Here is a 19,308-nt window from a genome sequence, read left to right as displayed (position 1 = left end):
CGAACCGCGTGACGGGGCGGCCGGTCGGTCGCGTCCGTTAAGTAGCGAAGTCGCCATCGGGGAGATATGAGGATCGAACGGGACTGGGTGGGCGCCCGCGCGTCGATGGTGCTGACGCTTCTCGTCGGCGTCCTCTCCGTCGCCACCGGCATCGCCAACATCGGCGTCAGCCCCGACGTGGCCGACTTCGTGCTGTTCGGCGTCACGTTCCCCGGCTACGTCCAGCAGGTGGCGGCGTTCACGGGCACGCTCACCGGATTCGTCCTCCTCGTCGCCGCGTTCGGTCTGCGGCGCCGCCTGCGCGCGGCGTGGTACGCGACGATGCTGCTGTTCCCTATCACCGCCGCGCAGGGGGCGCTCCAGTCGACGCAGTTGTCGCTCCCGCTCATCGGCCTCTCGGCGGTGGCGTTCGCCGTCGTCGGCCTGAACTTCGACGCGTACGACCGCGAGGTGGAACTGACGACGACGCAGATGGCGGCGTTGGCCGCCATCGCCGGCGCACAGGCGTACGGAACCGTGGGCACGTTCGCGCTCCGAGACCAGCACTTTCCGACCGTCGAAACGCTGTTAGACGCCTTCTACTTCTCGCTCGTGACCGGAAGCACCGTCGGATACGGCGACGTCACCTCCCCGACGGCCGTCGGAAAACTGTTCACGCTGTCGCTGATACTCGTCACCGTCTCCTCGTTCGCCGCCGTCCTCGGCGTCGTCTTCACGCCGCTCATCGAAGCGCGACTCTCCAAAGCACTCGGACGCATGACAGAAGAACAACTCGACCTCCTCGAAAACCACGTCCTCGTGCTCGGTTACGGGGACCTGACGGAACCGATACTCGAAGAACTCACCGCGAAGGCGGACGTCCTCATCCTCACCGAGGACGAGGAGCGCACCCGTCGGCTCACCGAACGGGGCTACACCGTCCTCACCGCAGACCCGAGCGACGAGGACTCCCAGCACCGCGGGCGCGTCGAGTCCGCGCGCGCCGTCGTCGTCGCCACGAACAACGACGCCGAGGACGCCCTCGGCATCCTGACGGCGCGGCAACTGAATCCCGACGTGACCATCGTCGCCGCCGCAAGCCAGCGCGAGAACGTGAACAAACTGAAGCGCGCGGGTGCGGACACCGTCATCAGCCCGGCGACGCTGGGCGCGCACTTCCTCGCGGAGTCGGCGCTCGGCGGCGAGGGCGTCGAGGAACTGGAGCAGCGGCTGATGAGCGGGGACCCCTCGCAGGCGGGCGAGGCGGTGCAGGAGGCGCTCGACGAGGAGGCGGCCGGGGAGAGCGAGAGAGCGGGAGAAGGAGGCGACGGGCGCGGCGAGCGCTCGGAGGGGAACTGAGCCGCGCCGGGAAGGGGCCTTCAGGGGTCGCCGCGGTCGAAGACGGCCACGTCGCACTCCACCTCGTGGAGGCGTTCGAACGTCGGCGGCGCGACGAACCGCGAGGCGGCCGAGCGGTCCCGACTGGACCCGAGGACCAACAGGTCGTACGACCCGGCGTTCGCGGCGATGAACGACTGCACGTCGGCCCGCGAGACGCGCGTCTCGATGGGGCCGTCGGCCGTCTCCGCGAAGTTCGCCAGCCGCGACTCCGCCCGCCGGCGCTCCACCTCGCTGGAGATGCAGGTGGTGACGCTGACGACGCCGTTCCGTCCGGCGAGCCGGGTCGCGAAGTCTATCATCGCGTGGGCGGTGTCGCCGGGGCGGGAGACGAGGACGAGCACGCGCCGCCAGCGGCGCGTCTCGCCGACCGAGCGGAACGCCACGGCGTCGGTCGGACCGCGGAAGATGCCGCGCACGTACTCGGAGAGCAGGCCGCGGTCCTCCTCGTACGGCGTCACCACGAGGTCGCAGTTGGCGTTCCGGGCGGCGTCCAGCGTCGTGGGCACCGAGTCGCCCGCGGCGACGACCACCTCGCAGGGGACGCCGACGCGGGTGCGGATGTCGGCGGCGCACGACTCCAGTTCCGCGACCGTCTCGTCGGCCTCGTCGGTGAGTTCCTCGTTAGTCCCCTCGCTCGTCGCGATGTCGTTTCCCTCCACCTCGACGAGTCGCCGGTCGGACTCCTCGACGAGGCCGAGGAGCACCACCTTCCCGGCGTCGTGCGCGGCGGCGAGGCGCGCGCCGAACAGGGCGGTCCGGGCTGCGTGCTCGCCGCGCATCGGGACGAGCACGTGGTCGTCGCCGCGGACCGTCTCGTAGAGGTAGCGGGCGCGCCGTTCGTACAGTCGCTCGCGCCAGACGACGAACGCGCCCGCGATGATGACCGACGCGAGGAAGATGTTGACGACGTACGCGACGGCGCCCGCCGTCTGCGAGAGGGGCGTGCCGGGACTGGAGACCAAGGCGAGGAGCGCCGTCGAGAACGCCGACGGCGCTTCGAGGTCCGCGACCCACGTCACGACGCCGGTGAGAAACACCGCCAACGCGGCGCTCTCGGCGTGCGGGACGGCCGGTTGCGCCTGCCCGTACACCGTCACGGTGAACCACAGCGCCGCGAGCCCGCACACCGCGCCGACGCTGAGGCTCCCGACGAACTTCGTCGGACTGGAGTAGCGCCCCTCGGGGTCCGAGAACAGCGTGTAGGTCCCCGACGCCAGCGGCGGGAACAGCAGGTACGACAGCGTCTGGAGCCGACCGGTGAGGAACGTGACGAACCCGATGAGAAGCGGGACGAACAGCAGGATGGAGAGATGCAGCAGGTTGCTGGTGTTCTCCAGCCACCGGCGGAACTCCGAGAGCTCCCGCCGCTCTATCCGCCGAGCGCGCGCGCCGAGCGTACCGAGACGCGCCGTGAGGTGCGCCGCGTACCGGCGGAGTCGAGACATCCCCTACGCGAGGGACGTGACCGCGTCCAACGTGAGCGCGATGGCCCGTTCGACGTTATCCTTCGCCTTCTCGGGGAGTTCCTCCTCGGAGTCGGCGCCCTTCTGGGTGCCCTTCACGAGGTTGCCGTCGACGGTGCAGATGGCGCCCGCGCGGAGGCCCTTGCGGCGGGCGAGCGAGAACACGGTGGCCGCCTCCATCTCGACGGCGAGGAGGCCCGCTTCGTTCCACGCCTCGACGTAGTCGTCGGACTCGTTGTAGAAGGCGTCGTCGGAGACGATGGGACCGACGTGCACTTCCTCGCCGTTCGCCTCGGCGGAGTCCACGAGCGACGTCAGTACGTCGTAGTCCGGCACCGCGGGGATGACCTCCGACTCGTAGCGCTTGGAGGTGCCCTCCTCCTTCGCGGCGCCCGTGGCGACGATCATGTCGCCTATCTCGACGTGCTCCTGAAGCGCGCCGATGGTGCCGACGCGGACGAACGTCTCGACGCCGACGCGCGCGAGTTCCTCGACGGCGATGGCCGCGGAGGGACAGCCGATACCGGTCGAGCAGATAGTGAGGGGCGTCCCCTCGTACGTCGCGTTGACGACCTTGTACTCGCGGTTCTGCGCGACCTCCTCGACGTTCTCGCACTGCGCCGCGATGCGGTCGACGCGGCCCGGGTCGCCGGGGATGAGCGCGACGTCCTCGACGTCGCCCTCCTCGACGAGCAGGTGGGGCTGTTTGGCCATACGCGAGAGTCTCGGGACGCCCTGAAAAACGACGCGGTCCGACCGCAGTCGCCGGCGGACCGCCGAGGAGCGCAGCGAGTTCCCCACCCGTTCGACGCCGCCTAACCGCTCGTTATGACAGTTTAACCGCGGCGACAGTCCCGATATTCGACCGATAACTAAGCCGCTCTCTGGTCTCTCGTAGGATGGCCGCCGACGGCCGTCTCGCCCGGGACGTTCCATCCCATCCCCCCTTCGCTCGGACGGGCACATCCCCCCGCCCGTCCCGCGTACCGACCCGGGCCGCCGCGGCGGTACCATTCCCCCTACGCATGTCACTCAGTACACTCACCGAGCGAGCGGACTCCTCCGGCGGACCCGGACCCGGACCCGGGCCCGGATGGCGGTTCGCGGTCGAGAGCGCCGCGAACCGCCGCGTGTTCGCCCTCTCGACGGCGCTCGTCGCCGCCCTCGGTCTCCTCCCGCTTTACGAGTCCGTGTGGTGGTGGGACATCCTTACGCATACTCTCGCGGGCGGGGCCATCACGGGGTGGCTCCTGCTCTCGGGACGGCGCGCGTCCGCCGTCGTCCTCCTCGTCGCCCTCTGCTCGGGCGCGTGGGAGCTTCTGGAGTACGCGACGCCGACGTACGTCTTCATCGCCGGCGGCGCGGCGGACACGGCGCTCGACGTGGTCTGCAACTTCGCCGGGTCGGCCGCCGTCGCCGCCGCGTTCGTCCTCGTCCGGTCGTCGCTGCGCCGCCGTTCGCCGACCGAGGGGAAGGCGGAGTCGCGGCCGGTCGGGTCGAATGCGCCGACCGACGACTGACCCCGAACGATTCTCGCGTCCCCGAGCCACCCGAATCGGGGCTACAGCCCCCACGTCACCAGCGGCAGCACGACGACCATCGTCGCGCCGAACACCAGCGACGACCGGAGCCACTGGCCGCGAACGGCCGTCGAGCGTTCCTCGTGAACGCCCCCTCCCGCCCGTGGCAGGACGAAGTGCGCGAAGAAGACGTAGACGAAGCCGACGACGGCCGCCGTCGCCAGCGCGTGCGGGAGGGCGTCCAGCGACCCCGCGGACGCGGTCCGGGGGAGCAGCGGCGAGAGCGCCGCGTACGCCGCGGCGTAGAGGACGCCGGAGAGGACGCCCGCGCCGTAGTGGACGAGGCGGGCGGCGACGGTCGACACCTCCCCCGGGGCAGTCCGGCGGAGCGTCGCCGCCGCGATGTACGCCGGGGTGTAGCCGTCCTCCTGCGTCGCCATCGGGACGGTCATGGCGGCGGCGGCGACGAGGCCCGAGACGGCGCTCAACCCGACGAACGTGAGTGTCTCCCCGAGGGCTCCGGCGACGACGGGGCCGGGCGGTGGCGTCGGCATCGGCCGAGATAGAACGTGGGGGGTCAAAAGCGGACTGGCGCTCGGGCCCGACGACGGCGGCCCCGCTCTCGGGGTCGGTGGGCGTCGACGAGAGGTCAGCGCCGCCCGTAACGACAAATTAGCGACAAGAGGTTATCATGGACGAACGCGTAGCCGTCGGTATGGTCCCTCCCGTGGAGTCGGTCTCCCTTCGGAACGTCGCGGTCGCACTCGCCGTCGGGTATCTGTTTCACGCTCTCGGGAACTTCTTCGGCGACGGTCTGACGCCGATGCTCTGGCTGTACAACCTGTTTCTCGTATTCGTCGTCGCCGGGAGCGGCGTTCGCCCGGTTGGCGGAACCCTCGCGTTCAACGTTTTCGTGGGAGTCCTTCTCGCGGCCGTGGGCGTCGTCACCGTTGCAGTCGACGGGACGACACTGCGAAATATCGGCGTCGTCGTCACCGGCGTCGCCGCCGCGGGCGTCTACGGGTGGCGCGCGACGCGACGCGGCCTCTGGGCGCCGGTCGAGAAGTCGCCGTTCTCGTTCGGACCGTCGCGGTAGACGACACGGCTCACGCCCCGCCGAGCACCGTGAACAGGAGCAGATTGTGCACGCCGGGGCCGAGTCCGACGGCGGCGACGAACCCGAGGAGGGCGTACCCCTCGCTGGGGTCCTCGCGCACGTAGTCGGCGAACAGGACGACGATGCCGGAGGCGATGACGAGTTTGACCAGGACGAACAGCCACACCGTCCCGAGGTAGGGTTCGGTGGGGAGCGTCGCGGCGAACTCGATGATGAGTCGGGAGAGCGGCGTTCGCTCGCCGAAGCCGAGCAAGTCGACGCCGACGGCGGTGGAGACGCCGTCGAGGGCGTGGCCGAAGACGGCGAGAAAGCCCACCGCGGCAGTGACGCGCGCCGCCGGGCGGACGCGGACGAGGACGGCCCACGCGGCGGCGGCGACGACGGCGGCGGCGACGAGGCCCGCGGCGGGGACGAGGGGGGCGACGGTTCCCCTGACCGCGCCGACGAACAGGGCGTCGGCGACGGCGACGGCGGCGAGGAGGCTTCCGAGGCCCGCGACGACGAGGGCGGCGGCGTCCCCGGCCCGCGCGTCCGCGAGGACGAACGTCCCGACGCCGAGGGCGCCGACGGCGAGGTAGACGGCCGCCGTGCCGCCGAGCGGTCTGAGAAGCGGCGGGAGGGCGTCGACGACGTAGAGGACGTGGGCGGCCGACCCGAACACCATCCACGGGACGAACGCGAGGACGCGCCGCGGGGTGACCGCGGGGCGGCGGCGGACCGCCGCGGCGGCGACGGCGGCGACGGCGACGAGGAGGACGGCGAGATACGGAAGCGGCGGCACCGAGAACCCTTCGGGGAGTATCGCCATGCGGTGTGGGTGTCTGGCGGCCGTGAAAGCCTTACGGAAGCCGCCTCGCCCGATTCGAGTCCGTTTCTCGAACTGGGGCGGCGCGTCCGCCCGTTCGAGTCGCTTTTACGCGCGGTCGCCGTCTCTCTCCCGCATGGACCGCACGGAGTTCGCCGCGCGCATCGACCACACCGTCCTCGGGCCGGAGACGACGCTCTCGGACGTGGAGAGCGTCTTGGACGAGGCGGCCGAGTACGGAATGAACGCCTGCATCCCGCCGTGCTACGTCGCCGAGGCGGCCGACTACGCCCCGGACGTGACCGTCGCCACCGTCGTCGGTTTCCCGCACGGCCAGCACTCGACGGCCGCCAAGCGCGAGGAGGCCGTCGACGCCTGGGAGAACGACGCCGACGAACTGGACATGGTCATCAATATCGGCCGCCTGAAGGCCGGCGACGACGACGCCGTCGAGGAGGACGTCGCCGAGGTGGTCGCCGCCGTGCCGGTTCCGGTGAAGGTCATCATCGAGACGGCGCTCCTGTCGGAGGAGGAGAAGCGCCGCGCCTGCGAGGCCGCGGTGGAAGCCGACGCCGACTTCGTGAAGACCTCCACCGGGTTCGCCGAGGGCGGCGCGACCGTCGCGGACGTCGAACTGATGGCGGAGTACCTGCCCGTGAAGGCGTCCGGCGGCGTCGGCTCCTACGAGGAGGCGACGGCGATGTTCGACGCCGGCGCGGAGCGCATCGGCGCGTCGTCGGGTGTGGACATCGTGTCCGGATTCCCCGAGGAGTAGCGGACACCACGCCGGCGGAACGCGGGGACGGCTACGCCAGCGCGTAGACCCGCGGCGACGACCCGTCTCGACCCCTCGTCGCGAGGAACAGCGCGCCGTTCGCGACGCTCACGCCGTGCGTCGGAACGCCCTCGACGGGAACGCGCCACCGGGTCGCGTCGATTCGAGCGTCTCCGAATCCGTACCCGCCGTCGAGCGCCACCGCGACCACTTCGCCCTCGCCCGCGAGGTACGCGAGCGACCCGGACGCGGCCGGCGGGGCCCCGAACGTTCCGTCTATCTCCCAGCGAACCTCTCCGGTCCGGTGGTGGAGGCCGCTCGCCCCCGAGAGGTCCGTCCCGACGACGATTCCGTCCGCGAGGGCGAGGGCGTCGTGGGCCGTCGGCCCCCGCCTCGCGCGCCACCGCGTCTGGCCGGCGTGTGCGCCGCCGGCGAGTCGGTAGACGCCGCCGCCGAACGTCCCGACGTAGGCCCCGGAGCCCCCGTCGACCGCCAGCGCCTCCACCGAACCGCCGACTTTCCGCCGCCAGAAGCCGCGGCCGTCGTAGAGGCTGTACACCTCGCCACCGGTCGTTCCGACGACCAGCGTCGTGAACGCGTGCGCGAGTTTCGACACCGCACCGAACACCTCGACTCGCCAGCGCTCCTCGCCCGTTTCGGAGTCCAACAGGGCGACGAGGCCCTCGTCGTTCCCGACGGCTATCTCCTCCCGGTCCGACGTCGGCACCGGCGGCGCACGCACGTCGGCGCCGGGTCCGCCGGCGTTCCACCGCCAGCGCTCCTCGCCGGTGTCCGTATCGAGTGCGAGGAGGCCGCGGCGGTCGGACGTGCCGACGTAGACCGTACCGTCGATTACTGCGGGGGAGGTGAACCGGGGGGAGCCGTAGTTTTCGTCCGTATCCTCTCGCGGCCCTGCGCGCCAGCGCTCCTCGCCGGAGGCCGCGTCGAGTGCGAGGAGGGCGTCGGCCGTGGGGACGTAGGCGGTGTCGCCGACGACGGCGATGCGGCCCGTGGGCCACTCGCCCTCGACGGACCACCGCACCTCGGGTCGCTCGGCGGGGCCGACGGGGTTCGGGTTGTAGCTCGTCGCTCCGGCGTCGAAGTGCGGCAGGGGCCAGTCGGTCGTCGCGTCGTCGGGAACCGGCGCTCCGTCACCGAGGTCGCCGTCTATCTCTCCGACCGAATCGAAACAGCCCGCGAGCGACGCCGTCGCCGCCGCGCCGGCCGCAGCGAGGAACCGCCGTCTGGTCGTGATGGAGGGCATTCGTCTCGGTGTGACGTTCACGTGCCATGAGCGTTTCTGTCGGTCGCCCGGAACCGACCCCAACCGTCGGCCTTTTGGCCGCGCGGAAGAGACCTCAGAACGACCGAATGGCCCGATACCACATCGAGACGTACGGCTGCACCTCCAACCGCGGCGAGAGCCGAGCCATCGAGAGCGCGCTCCGCGATGCCGGCCACTACCGCGTGGAGGGACCCGACGAAGCCGACGTCGCCATCATGAACACCTGTACGGTCGTCGAGAAGACGGAGCGCAACATGCTCCGACGGGCCAAAGAGTTGGAGGAGGAGACGGCGGACCTCATCATCACGGGCTGTATGGCGCTCGCGCAGGGCGAGGAGTTCCGCGACGAGGAGGTGGACGCCCAGATTCTCCACTGGGACGACGTTCCCTCGGCCGTCACGAACGGCGAGTGCCCGACGCCGGGGCCGGGCGTCGAACCCGTCCTCGACGGCGTCGTCGGAATCCTGCCCATCGCTCGCGGCTGCATGTCGAACTGCTCGTACTGCATCACGAAGTTCGCCACCGGGCGCGTGGACTCCCCCTCCGTGGAGGAGAACGTCGAGAAGGCCCGCGCGCTCGTCCACGCGGGCGCGAAGGAGGTCCGCATCACCGGGCAGGACACCGGCGTCTACGGCTGGGACGAGGGCGACAGAAAGCTCCCCGAACTGCTCGACCGCATCTGCACCGAGATAGACGGGGAGTTCCGCGTCCGCCTCGGGATGGCCAACCCCGGCGGGATTCACGGCATCCACGAGGAGCTAGCCGAGGTGTTCCGTGAGCAGGAGAAGCTGTACAACTTCATCCACCTCCCCGTGCAGTCTGGTTCCGACGACGTGTTGGAGGAGATGCGCCGCCAGCACCGGGTGGCGAAGTTCCGCGAGATAGTCGAAACATTCGACGAGACGCTCGACTACTGGACGCTCTCGACGGACTTCATCGTCGGCTTCCCCACCGAGACGGAGGCCGACCACGAGCGCAGCATGGACCTGTTCAGGGAGGTCCGCCCCGAGAAGGTGAACGTCACGCGCTTCTCGAAGCGCCCCGGCACCGACGCCGCCGAGATGAAGGGCCTCGGCGGGACGGTGAAGAAGGAGCGCTCGAAGGCGATGTCCGAGTTGAAGATGGACGTCGTCGCCGAGGCGTACGAGGAGATGGTCGGGGAGACGCGCGAGGTGATGGTCGTCGAGGAGGGCACCGGCGACTCGGTGAAGTGCCGCGACGAGGCCTACCGACAGGTCGTCGTGCAGAACGCGACGGAGCACGGAATCGAACCCGGCGACTTCCTCGACGTCGAGGTGACGAGCCACCAGACGGTGTACGCGTTCGGGAAGCCGGTTCGCGCGGCGCCGAAACCGTAGTCGCTCCCGAAGCGTACCCGGCGGCTGGTCGGCGCCGGACTCGTCGCGGCGTCGTGGCGCCGACGGGGGTCGCGGTACAACGACACCTTCGCGCTCTGGGTGCTCTCGGGAGTCGCGGTCGGACTCCTGCTGAACGAGTGGTTCTTCTCCCTCCTGTCGTCCGTGAACCTCCGGCCGTCGGTCGACCTGGTCGTCGTCCACGCGAACGCCGTCTCGGCCATCGCGACGTTCACCGCGCTCATCGGGCACTACTACACGAACGTGCAGGAGACGGTGCGCGAACTCCGGGAGACGAACGAGCGACTGGAGGACTTCGCAAGCGTCGTCAGCCACGACCTGCGCAACCCCCTGAACATCGTACAGGGGCACCTCGTCCTGGCGCGGGAGACAGGTGACGAGCGGCATTTCGACGCGAGGGACCGGGCCGCGCGGGTCGAAATCGGCGGCGTCGAACGCCGCTCGTAGCGGCGACGGGACCTACGCGTCGTCGCCGACGGCGGTATCCGACCCGAACGCCCCGCGCAGGTCGGCGGCCACGTCGGCGACGAGTTCGCGCGAGCGGTTCACCTCGTACATCGCGGCGAACCCGTGGACCATGTCCTCGTAGTTCTCGAAGCGGACCGAGACGCCCTCGCGCACCAGTCGCTCGGCGTAGGCCGCCCCGCCGTCGCGTAGCGGGTCGAAGCCGGCGGTGACCACCGTCGCCGGCGCGACGCCCGAGCAGTCGCGGGCGTGCATCGGGTCGGCGTACGGGTTCCGCTCGTCGACGTCGCTCTCGTAGTAGCAGTCGCGGAACCACGTCAGGTCCGCCTCCGACAGCACGGTTCCGGCGTGTCGCTCGACGGACTCGCGTCGCTCGCCGGTGCCCACGGCGGGGTAGACCAGCGCCTGGTAGTCGATATCGGGACCACCTCTGTCGGCGGCCATCAGCGAGACGACGGCCGCGAGCGTCCCTCCGGCGCTGTCGCCCGCGACGGCCAGTCCGCCGTCGGCGTCGAGGGAGTCCGGATTTTCGGCCGCCCACTCGGTCGCCGCGTAGGCGTCTTCGACGGCCGCGGGGAACGGGTGCTCGGGCGCGAGACGGTAGTCGACGGACACCACGGTACAGTCGCTCTCCCGAACGAGTCGACGACAGAGGATATCGTGGCCCTCCAGACTCCCGAGGACGAACCCGCCGCCGTGGAAGAACACCACCGTCGGGGACGGGCCGCCGCCGCGCGGGCGGTAGACGCGGACCGGAATCTCGCCCGCCGGGCCGGGAACCGTCCGGTCGTCGACGGCGCCCACCGCCGGCGGGTTCCGGTTCTCCCACCAGTTGGCCGCTCGCTCCAACAACCGCAGCGGTTTCGGACCGAAGCGTCTGAGCCGCGAGAGGTCCGACTGCGCCGCCATCGCCTCCCTCGCCTGCGGGTGAATCTCGTCTGCTTGCACGGTGACCGTTCGGCCCGTTGTCAGAAAAGCGCGGCGGCGCGGTGCGGCGGTTTCGGCGGCCGCGCCGCTCGCCCGTCCGCGCTCGGACGCGCGCGAACCGAGGCGTTCACGACTCCGAACCGCCGTCACTGAACCGTCCATCGGCGTCGACGCGGCGGAACATCCCCCGCGACCCCGGTGCGGTCCGCTCGAACCCCCATCGCTCGTAGAACCCCTCGACGTCCGCGAGGAGGCTCACGTACGCCCGCGGCGGCGCTTCGCGGTCCAGGTAGCCGACCAGTTCCTCGACCATCGCGGAGCCGAGTCCGCGGCCCTGGTGGGCGGGGTCGACGGCCACGTCGACGATTTCGTAGACGGTCCCGCCGTCGCCGACGACGCGGGCCATGCCGACCACCTCACCCCGACGCTCCGCGCGGACGCCGAACAGCGTGTTCGGCAGTCCCCGTCGGGCGCCTTCGAGGCTGCGAGCCGAGAGGCCGGCCGCCTCCCGGAGGGCGCAGAACGTCTCGGGGTCGGGCGTCCCGCGAACGAGTTCGTAGTCGTCGTCCATGCGCGGACGGACGGCGAACGGGGAGAAATCGCTTGGCATCCGAGGGGGTGCGGAACCGCCGCGCTTTTGCTCGTCGTTCCCCACGTTCGGTCGATGGCCGACGACTCCGGTCCCCCCCGCCGCGACCCTCCCCGCCCTCGCTCCGGGTCGGGCCCCGATTCCGGCACCGGTTCCGATTCCGGTCCCGGGTCGGGTCCGGACCCCCGACCCCACCCCCGCCCTCGCGTCCCGCGCTACGTCCGCGACGTGCTCCAGACGCTCGGCGCCGTCGTCCTCGTCGGCGTCCTCCTGTTCGCGCTGACGGGCATCTGGCCGCCGATGGTCGCCGTCGAGAGCCCCAGCATGGAACCGCACATCGACACCGGCGACATGGTCGTCGTCTCGGACGTGAACCGCTACGTCGCCGCCGCGGCCGACGAGAACGGCATCGTGACGCAGGCGCGGTCGGACGGCTACACCCGATTCTCCGAGGGCGGCGACGTCGTCGTCTTCATGCCGCCCGACCGTCGGGGGCTTTCCTCGCCCATCATCCACCGGGTCCGCTTCCACGTCGAGGCGGGCGAGAACTGGTACGACAGGGCGAACCCCGACTTCGTGGGGGCCGGCGTGGACGGTTGTGCGGAACTGGCGAACTGCCCCGCGCCGCACGCCGGGTACGTCACGAAGGGGGACAACAACGCCAGATACGACCAGGTGGGCGTCGACCCCATCGCACCCCCGGTGCGGGCGGAGTGGGTCCGCGCGAAGGCGCAGGTCCGGGTGCCGCTGCTCGGATGGATACGCCTCCTCCTCGCCGGGAAGGTCTGAGCCGACCTACTTCTCCCCGGCCCGCCCCTCGAACAGCCGGGTCGCCCGTTCGTCCTCCTTCCACTCGCCGAGTTCCTTCGGGTCGACGTGGACGAACACGTCGTCCACCTCGGGAATCTCACGGATGGCCGTCACCACCTCCGACTCGATGTCGTGCGCCTCGAACAGCGTCATGTCGCCCTCCACCTCGATGTGGAGGCTCACGTCCACCTCGGGGCCGACGTAGTGAGCGATCACGTCGTGCGCCCCCTCGACGCGGGGGTGTTCGAGGGCGCGGGCCAGAATCTCGGCGGTCAGTTCGTCGTCGGGGGCGGCGCCGACGAGGTAGTTCACGTTGTCGCGCACTATCTCGTAGCCGGTGTAGATGATGCCGAGAGAGACGACGCCCGCGGCGACGGGTTCGAGGACGGGGACGCCGAGGCTCGCGCCGAGGACGCCGACGAGAGCGGCGGCGGCCGTGAGGATGTCGTTGCGGTTGTCCATCGCCGTCGCGACGATAGCCGGGGAGCGGTGGGTCTCGCCGACGCGCCGGCAGTAGCGGTAGAGGCCGTACTTCACGCCGGCGGAGGCGACGAGGACGCCGGCGCCGAGGACCCCGCCGGTCGCGCCGCCGTAGGAGCCGTTCAGGACCGTGGTGGTGGCGTTCCAGAGGACGCCCGCGCCGGCGGCGAACACGCCGACGGCGACGAACAGCGAGACGAACGGTTCGATGCGCTCGTGGCCGTGCGGGTGCTGGAAGTCGGGCGGTTGCGTCGTCAGATAGAGACCGGCGAGGACGATGACGCTGTAGGCGGTGTCGGCCGCGCTGTTGACCGCCTCGGACCCGACGGCGAGACTGCCCGTCGCCCACCAGACGCCGCCCTTGGCGAGGGCCAACGCGACGTTCACCACGAGGACGACGAGGCCCACCCGTCGGACGACCCGGCGCCGGTCTCCGCTCATCACCGGGGGTTGCGGAGGCAGACGCATGACGTTTCCGACCCGCGAGCGCTCAGTCGCTCCGGTCGTCGTCGTACTCCAACTCGGCGTCGAACTCGAGGGAGACGGCGTCGTCCTCGCCGTCGACGTCGGCGCCGGACTGCTCGGCGAACGCTTCTCGGAGTCGGTCGTAGGTGTCGTCGAGGGCCTCCACGATGACCTTCGTGTCGCCGACGACGGGCATGAAGTTCGTGTCGCCGCCCCACCGCGGCACGACGTGCGTGTGTAGGTGGTCGTCGATGGACCCGCCGGAGGGGCCGCCGCCGAGGTTCTCGCCGGCGTTGGCGGCGTCGGGGTCGAGCGCCGAATCCAACGCGTCGAGCGTCCGCGTCTTCAGTTTCGCGTGGTCGAGGAGTTCCGCGTCGGTCAGGTCGCCCCACGACCCCGTGTGGCGGTAGGGGATGACCATCGCGTGGCCGGGGTTGTACGGGTAGTTGTTCAACAGGACGAACGAGTGCTCGCTCCGCGCGACGACGCGGTTCCCCCTGTCGTCGTCGGCGTCGGGAAGCGCGCAGAACGGACAGCCGTCGTCCCCGTCGCCGTCGTCGTCGCGTTCGACCCAGTCGATGCGCCACGGCGCGAATATCTGGTCCATACGCCGTCCTCGCGCGAGTCGGGTTTAGTGCCGGCGGAACCGGCGGGGGCTATCGTCAGGGTTCCGGAGTTTCCGGACGAGGGCGAGAGGCGTTCATACTTCGGACGGTCGTAGAGAGACCGATGAACGGGAAACCCGACCCGAGCGAGGTGACCGAATCGTGTCCGGACTGCGGCCGCGAGACGGTCCATCGGGTCCGAGTCGAACTCCGGACGGAGGGACGTAACCCCACGACGGCGGCGTTCTCGCGGGAGCCCTACCGCGTCTCCGTCTGCACCGTCTGCGACGCCGAGGACGTGCTCCGGATGAACAACGCCTGAGACGGCTACTCGGTGATAATCTCGCAGCCGTCGTCGGTGACGATGACGGTGTGTTCGGCCTGACTCACGAGTTCGCCGTCGTCCTCCTTCAGCACGGGGTAGCCGTGGAGGACGCCCTGCTGTTTCAGCCGCTGGATGGCGATGTCCGAGCGGGGGGCGTCTATCCACCGCGCGGCGAACGGGAGCGTCTTGTACTCCTCGTTCACCTGCTCTAACACCTGCCGCGCCGAGCGGTTCCGGACCGAGCGGTCGCTTTCGAGGCTGTAAATCTCCTCTTTGGAGCCCTCCGTGACCTTGCCGGACCCCGTCGTGGCGAACGGTTCGATGGCCACCACGTCGCCGACTTCGAGTTCGACGCCGCGTTCGGTGCCGCGGTTGGGAACGTTCGGACCCGTGTGGGCGTCCCACCGCTCGACGCCGTGCCCGGAGAGGTTCAGGACCGGCGTGTAGCCGTAGCCGCGGATGACGTCCTCTATCTCCGCGCCGACTTCGCCCGTCTGGACGCCGGGGCCGACGGCGTCGAGGGCGGCGTCGAGGGCTTCCTCGGCCGCCTCGACCAGTTCCGCCTCGCCGGAGAGGTCGACCGTCACCGCGGCGTCGGCGATGTAGCCGTCGACGTGGACGCCGCAGTCAAGACAGACCATCTCCTCGCCGAACTCGGTGTCGTCGTCGCGGCCGGGGGAGGCGTGCGACGCCTCCTCGTCGACGCTGATGTTGACGGGGAACGCACAGCCGTCGGCGAGTTCGTAGATGCGCTCTTCGGCGTGCTCCGCGACTTCGAGGTGCGTCGCGCCCGGTTCGACCATCTCGGCCGTCTCGTCGAGAACCTCGCGGAGGACGCTGCCGGCCTCGCGGTACTTCTCGGCCGTCTCCTCGTCGAGGGGTCCGATGCTCATGGCCGTGCTTGGCGCGAGCGTATGAAAGAGGTTGCGGACCCCGTTTTCGTCCCGCGAACGCGGCGCTCGACCGCTGTCCGCCGCGACGGCTCGGGTGCCATATTAGATGCTTTCGGCCGGGAGTGGGGTGACTATATAGTGCACACAGCGTCTCTTAGCAACCGTTTATTGGCTCGCGCTCGTTTCGGGAGAGAGACAGATGAGTGCACCCGAGTTCGGCGCGGACGTACCCCACCGGCGAGTCGACGCGGACGACTGGGACGAAGTCTACGTCGTCGGCGACGTTCACGGCTGCCGCGCGGAGTTAGAGCGGTTGCTCGACCGACTCGGCGTCACCGACGACGACCTCGTGGTGTTCGTCGGCGACCTCGTTCGGAAAGGGCCCGACAGCGAGGGCGTCGTCTCCCTCGTCCGGAACGCGGAGAACATGCTGACCGTCCGCGGCAACAACGAGGAGAAACTCATTCGCGGCGACAAACACCTCGAGGAACTCACAGAAGAACAGATGGAGTGGATTCGGAACCTCCCGGTCGCCATCTCGTGGGACGACGCCCTCGTCGTCCACGGCGGCGTCGACCCGCGGAAACCGCTCGCGGAGCACTCCCTCGAAGAACTGGAGACGTTCCGGAAGTTCGAGGACGACGACGGCGAGAAGGCGTACTGGTGGGAGACTCACCGCGGCCCCCAGCGCGTCTTCTTCGGGCACACGCCCCTCGCGGCGCCCGTCTACCGCCGGTACGCCGTCGGCCTCGACACGGGATGCGTCTACGGCAACGAACTCACCGCCTACGACTGGCGCGCCGACGAGTTCGTCGTCGTCGAACCCGAGGAGACGGTCGAGGAGCGCGCGGAGTCGAAGTGGGTCGAACCCGCCGCCGCCCCCGCCCCCGTCCAGTAGTCGCGTCCGTCTCGTTCGTCGCCCCTCGTCCCCGTCGTCGCCGGAAGCGAATCGGTGAAGTCGCTCCGCGGGCAGGTCACTATCGATGACTTCGGAGGACCGAGAGGTCGACGCCCCCGCGCGGACGCCGCCCATCGCCCCGGAGGACGCGCCCGCATCGTTCGACGCCGACGAGGACGACCCGACGTGGTATCTCAACCGCGAACTCGGCGAACTCTCCTTTCACCACCGCGTCCTCCACGAGGCGCTCGACGACCGGAACCCCCTGTTGGAGCGGGCGAAGTTCCTCGCCATCTTCACGGGCAACGTCGACGAGTTCTTCATGAAGCGCGTCGGCGGCCTCAAACAGCAGATCGACGCCGGCGTGACCGCGCCGTCGCCCGACGGCCGCACGCCGAGAGAGCAGTGGTCGGCGGTGCTGTCGCGGGCGTCCGACCTGTTCGAGATTCAGGACCGGTGTTTCGCCGAGGCGGTCCGCCCCGCCCTCGCCGACGCGGGTATCGAGATTCTCGACCACGGCGACCTGCGCGAGGCGGAGCGGCGGGGTCTGCGGTCGTACTTCGAGGAGTCGGTGCTGCCGACGCTGACGCCGCTGACGTTCGACCCGGCGGGGTCGTTCCCCTTCATCTCGAATCTCAGCCTCTCGGTCGCGGTGCTCACGCGGGACGGGCCGGACGGCGACCTGCGCTTCTCGCGCGTGAAGGTGCCGCCGAACCGCCCGCGACTCGTCCCCGTGGCCGACGTGACGGACGGGGTGGCCGACCCGGACGAGGCGGGCGCCGACGGCGCGTCCGGGGACGCGCGGCGCTTCGTCTTCCTCGAAGACGTGCTGTGCGCGAACCTCGACCTGCTGTTTCCGAACGTCGAGGTGGTCGACGCCGCGGCGTTCCGCGTGACGCGCAACGCGGAGGTGGGGCGCAACGAGGACGTGGCCGAGGGACTCATCGAAACGATAGAGGACGTCATCCGACAGCGTCGCTTCGCCACCGTCGTCCGCCTCGAACTCGACGCCGACGCGCACCCGTTCGTCCGCGAGGTGCTCCTCGACCAACTCGACCTCTCGGAGGCCGAGGTGTACGAGCGCTCCGGCCCTATCGGTCAGAAATTCTGCTTCTCTCTCGCCGACGCGGACCGCCCGGACCTGCAGTTGCCCGCGTGGACGCCGCAACCGCACCCGCGACTGGCGGACGTCGACCCCGACGACCCCGCCGCGCTGTTCGCCGAGATTCGGGCGGACGACCTGTTGGTCCACCACCCCTACCACTCCTTCGCGGGGACGGTACAGGCGTTCCTCTCGGCGGCCGCGAGCGACCCCGACGTGCTCGCCATCAAGGCGACCATCTACCGCACCGCGCCCGATTCGAGCGTCATCCGGACGCTCATCGACGCCGCGAGTCGCGGCAAGCAGGTGGCGGTGGTGGTCGAACTGCAGGCGCGGTTCGACGAGGAGAACAACCTCCGCTGGGTGAAGCGCCTCGAAGAGGAGGGCATCCACGTCGCCTACGGCACCGTGGGGCTGAAGACGCACGCGAAGACGGCGCTCGTCGTCCGTCAGGAGGCCGACGCCGTCCGCCTCTACTCGCACGTCGCCACCGGCAACTACCACTCCGAGACGGCGAAGACGTACACCGACCTCGGACTGCTCACCGCCGACCGGGCCGTCGGCCGCGACCTGGTGAAACTGTTCAACTTCTTCACGGGGCACGCCCGCCACACCGAGTACGAGAAACTGCTCGTCGCCCCAGAGAACCTCCGGGACGCGTTCGTCCGCCTCGTCCGCCGCGAGGCCGACCGCGCCCGCGCGGGGCGGGAGGCCCGCATCGTCGCCAAGATGAACTCGCTGGAGGACCCGGCGATGGTCCGGGAACTGTACGCGGCGTCGCGCGCCGGCGTCGACATCGACCTGGTGGTGCGCGGCATCTGCCGCCTCCGACCCGGCGTCGAGGGCCTCTCCGAGACCGTCTCGGTCTCCAGCGTCGTCGGCCGCTTCCTCGAACACTCCAGGATATTCTACTTCCACAACGCGGGAAACCCCGACTACTACGTCGGTTCGGCCGACTGGATGACGCGCAACCTCGACCGCCGGGTCGAGGCCGTCGCGCCCGTCGAGGACCCCGAACTCAGGCGGGACCTCGACGCCGTCCTGCGGACGCTGCTCGCGGACAACCGCAAGCGGTGGGTGATGGACGCCGAGGGGGCCTACGAGCGCCGCAGACCCGCCGACGGGGAGGCGGAGTTCGTCGCGCACGACGCCCTGATGTCGCTGGCGCGCGGCGACGTGATGCGGGAGTCGCTCGCGGACTACGAGCGGTGACTCGACCCGGTGACGACGGCGTCCCGTGCCGGCGACGGTATAAGCCACTGACCCGCCCGTTCCCGAGGCTACGGTTCCGTCGCGTCCCGTTCGACGTCGTGCCGTTCGAGTTCGAGCGTCGCCGGGTCGAGCGTGTAGTACGCCTCCCAGGCGGGCGCGAGGCTGACGACGCGGACGCCCTCGATGGTCGCCTCGGCGTGGCGGTGGTTGTGGCCGACGAGGAGGAGGTCGGGTTCGACCGCCCGCAGTATCTTGTCGACGGCGCCGACGCCGGGGTCGCGGCCGCCGGCGACGCGGAGGAGGCCGCGCGGCGGTTGGTGCGCGAGGAAGACGTCCACGTCGGTCAGCGACGCCGCCCGTTCGACCTCCGCGCGGACGAAGTGGCGGCGTCGCTCGCCCGCGAGGTCCGCGCGCGACTTGTCGTACTGCGTCGGGGCGAAGTTGCCCGAAAGGCCGCCCACCCGGAGGCCCGACACGTCGGCGGCGGTGCTGGCCAACAGGTGCGGCCGTCCGGCGTCCGTCAGCGTCGCGTCGCCGCGGCGGAGGGCGTCTATCACGTCGAAGTCCTCGTTGTTGCCCGCGACGAACCACGTCGGCGCCGGGAGGTCGTAGTGGAACAGGTCGCCGACTTGGAGGGCGGCGTCGGGGTCGGTCTCGCGGTACGCCGCGAGGAGGGCGTCCCTGCGGGCGGGGTCGTCGGCGTGAGCGTCACCGAGAACGAGCATTTGCGTGTGGGTAACGACTCGGACGCCTTAGCCGTAAGCACCCGAGACGGTCTCGAATCCGTGTCAATACGATGTCACCAGCGGGTCGGGC

Annotated in this window: 21 protein-coding genes; 10 read left to right on the top strand and 11 right to left on the bottom strand. The window is 70.3% G+C overall.

Going from position 1 to position 19,308, the window contains the following annotated elements; translation table 11 throughout:
- The first annotated feature begins 66 nt into the window (after positions 1-66).
- On the top strand, positions 67-1,338 hold the full coding sequence (locus tag NDI79_RS09635) for an NAD-binding protein (protein WP_310928255.1): 1,272 nt from the start codon (positions 67-69) through the stop codon (positions 1,336-1,338).
- 20 nt (positions 1,339-1,358) lie between these two features.
- Here NDI79_RS09635 and NDI79_RS09630 read toward each other — a convergent pair whose 3' ends face one another.
- Together NDI79_RS09630 and NDI79_RS09625 are read right to left on the bottom strand one after the other, a co-directional pair.
- Positions 1,359-2,825 carry a universal stress protein gene (locus NDI79_RS09630; protein ID WP_310928254.1) on the bottom strand — a complete coding sequence of 489 codons (1,467 nt, stop codon included), beginning with the start codon at positions 2,823-2,825 and terminating at the stop codon, positions 1,359-1,361.
- Positions 2,826-2,828: 3 nt separating this feature from the next.
- A complete protein-coding gene (locus tag NDI79_RS09625) occupies positions 2,829-3,557 on the bottom strand; it encodes a guanosine phosphorylase (protein ID WP_310928253.1) in 729 nt (242 codons plus the stop codon).
- A 311-nt stretch (positions 3,558-3,868) separates the two neighbouring features.
- Here NDI79_RS09625 and NDI79_RS09620 point away from each other — a divergent pair, with 311 nt between their 5' ends.
- On the top strand, positions 3,869-4,363 hold the full coding sequence (locus NDI79_RS09620) for a DUF2238 domain-containing protein (RefSeq protein ID WP_310928252.1): 495 nt from the start codon (positions 3,869-3,871) through the stop codon (positions 4,361-4,363).
- Between the two features lie 41 nt (positions 4,364-4,404).
- Here NDI79_RS09620 and NDI79_RS09615 read toward each other — a convergent pair whose 3' ends face one another.
- Complete coding sequence (locus NDI79_RS09615; protein WP_310928251.1) at positions 4,405-4,917, bottom strand: hypothetical protein; 513 nt, start codon at positions 4,915-4,917, stop codon at positions 4,405-4,407.
- Positions 4,918-5,078: 161 nt separating this feature from the next.
- Here NDI79_RS09615 and NDI79_RS09610 point away from each other — a divergent pair, with 161 nt between their 5' ends.
- Positions 5,079-5,459: a hypothetical protein gene (locus NDI79_RS09610; protein WP_310928250.1), complete on the top strand. Its 381-nt coding sequence runs from the start codon at positions 5,079-5,081 to the stop codon at positions 5,457-5,459.
- 10 nt (positions 5,460-5,469) lie between these two features.
- Here NDI79_RS09610 and NDI79_RS09605 read toward each other — a convergent pair whose 3' ends face one another.
- A complete protein-coding gene (locus tag NDI79_RS09605; RefSeq protein ID WP_310928249.1) occupies positions 5,470-6,288 on the bottom strand; it encodes a DUF63 family protein in 819 nt (272 codons plus the stop codon).
- A gap of 133 nt (positions 6,289-6,421) precedes the next feature.
- On the opposite strand from NDI79_RS09605, the gene deoC reads away from it, so the two are divergent.
- Positions 6,422-7,060, top strand: a complete 639-nt coding sequence (deoC, locus tag NDI79_RS09600; protein WP_310928248.1) for a deoxyribose-phosphate aldolase — start codon at positions 6,422-6,424, stop codon at positions 7,058-7,060.
- 31 nt (positions 7,061-7,091) lie between these two features.
- Here deoC and NDI79_RS09595 read toward each other — a convergent pair whose 3' ends face one another.
- Positions 7,092-8,324 carry an outer membrane protein assembly factor BamB family protein gene (locus NDI79_RS09595; RefSeq protein WP_310928247.1) on the bottom strand — a complete coding sequence of 411 codons (1,233 nt, stop codon included), beginning with the start codon at positions 8,322-8,324 and terminating at the stop codon, positions 7,092-7,094.
- A 107-nt stretch (positions 8,325-8,431) separates the two neighbouring features.
- Between NDI79_RS09595 and NDI79_RS09590 the strand changes: the two genes are divergently transcribed.
- Both NDI79_RS09590 and NDI79_RS23575 read left to right on the top strand, forming a co-directional pair.
- Entirely contained in the window at positions 8,432-9,703 is a 1,272-nt protein-coding gene (locus NDI79_RS09590) for a tRNA (N(6)-L-threonylcarbamoyladenosine(37)-C(2))-methylthiotransferase (RefSeq protein WP_310928246.1), read from the top strand.
- A 99-nt stretch (positions 9,704-9,802) separates the two neighbouring features.
- Positions 9,803-10,168, top strand: coding sequence for a histidine kinase dimerization/phospho-acceptor domain-containing protein (locus NDI79_RS23575; protein WP_425499592.1), 366 nt, complete (start codon positions 9,803-9,805; stop codon positions 10,166-10,168).
- Positions 10,169-10,180: 12 nt separating this feature from the next.
- Here the strand turns inward: NDI79_RS23575 and NDI79_RS09580 are convergent, their stop codons facing one another.
- Positions 10,181-11,134 (bottom strand): alpha/beta hydrolase, encoded by a 954-nt coding sequence (locus tag NDI79_RS09580; RefSeq protein WP_310928245.1) that lies wholly within the window; start codon positions 11,132-11,134, stop codon positions 10,181-10,183.
- Positions 11,135-11,240: 106 nt separating this feature from the next.
- Entirely contained in the window at positions 11,241-11,684 is a 444-nt protein-coding gene (locus tag NDI79_RS09575) for a GNAT family N-acetyltransferase (protein ID WP_310928244.1), read from the bottom strand.
- A gap of 93 nt (positions 11,685-11,777) precedes the next feature.
- Here NDI79_RS09575 and NDI79_RS09570 point away from each other — a divergent pair, with 93 nt between their 5' ends.
- Positions 11,778-12,491 (top strand): S26 family signal peptidase, encoded by a 714-nt coding sequence (locus NDI79_RS09570; RefSeq protein ID WP_310928243.1) that lies wholly within the window; start codon positions 11,778-11,780, stop codon positions 12,489-12,491.
- Between the two features lie 6 nt (positions 12,492-12,497).
- On the opposite strand, the gene NDI79_RS09565 is transcribed toward NDI79_RS09570, so the two are convergent.
- Complete coding sequence (locus NDI79_RS09565) at positions 12,498-13,433, bottom strand: cation diffusion facilitator family transporter (RefSeq protein ID WP_310928242.1); 936 nt, start codon at positions 13,431-13,433, stop codon at positions 12,498-12,500.
- Positions 13,434-13,482: 49 nt separating this feature from the next.
- Positions 13,483-14,064 carry an HIT family protein gene (locus tag NDI79_RS09560; RefSeq protein ID WP_310928241.1) on the bottom strand — a complete coding sequence of 194 codons (582 nt, stop codon included), beginning with the start codon at positions 14,062-14,064 and terminating at the stop codon, positions 13,483-13,485.
- A gap of 122 nt (positions 14,065-14,186) precedes the next feature.
- Between NDI79_RS09560 and NDI79_RS09555 the strand changes: the two genes are divergently transcribed.
- Positions 14,187-14,384, top strand: coding sequence for a DUF7835 family putative zinc beta-ribbon protein (locus tag NDI79_RS09555; protein ID WP_310928240.1), 198 nt, complete (start codon positions 14,187-14,189; stop codon positions 14,382-14,384).
- A gap of 5 nt (positions 14,385-14,389) precedes the next feature.
- Here the strand turns inward: NDI79_RS09555 and map are convergent, their stop codons facing one another.
- The gene (map, locus tag NDI79_RS09550; protein WP_310928239.1) at positions 14,390-15,280 is read right to left on the bottom strand and encodes a type II methionyl aminopeptidase; all 891 of its coding nucleotides are present in this window, start codon (positions 15,278-15,280) and stop codon (positions 14,390-14,392) included.
- A 199-nt stretch (positions 15,281-15,479) separates the two neighbouring features.
- Here map and NDI79_RS09545 point away from each other — a divergent pair, with 199 nt between their 5' ends.
- Together NDI79_RS09545 and ppk1 are read left to right on the top strand one after the other, a co-directional pair.
- Positions 15,480-16,178, top strand: coding sequence for a metallophosphoesterase family protein (locus NDI79_RS09545; protein WP_310928238.1), 699 nt, complete (start codon positions 15,480-15,482; stop codon positions 16,176-16,178).
- Between the two features lie 85 nt (positions 16,179-16,263).
- On the top strand, positions 16,264-18,492 hold the full coding sequence (gene ppk1, locus NDI79_RS09540; RefSeq protein ID WP_310928237.1) for a polyphosphate kinase 1: 2,229 nt from the start codon (positions 16,264-16,266) through the stop codon (positions 18,490-18,492).
- A gap of 68 nt (positions 18,493-18,560) precedes the next feature.
- Here the strand turns inward: ppk1 and NDI79_RS09535 are convergent, their stop codons facing one another.
- A complete protein-coding gene (locus NDI79_RS09535; protein ID WP_310928236.1) occupies positions 18,561-19,217 on the bottom strand; it encodes a metallophosphoesterase family protein in 657 nt (218 codons plus the stop codon).
- Positions 19,218-19,308: the final 91 nt, after the last annotated feature.

The sequence above is a fragment of the Halogeometricum sp. S3BR5-2 genome, assembly GCF_031624635.1.
GTDB lineage: Archaea > Halobacteriota > Halobacteria > Halobacteriales > Haloferacaceae > Halogeometricum > Halogeometricum luteum.
The sequence above is the reverse complement of the archived record's forward strand: the minus strand, read 5'-3'. Positions and strand labels throughout refer to the sequence as shown.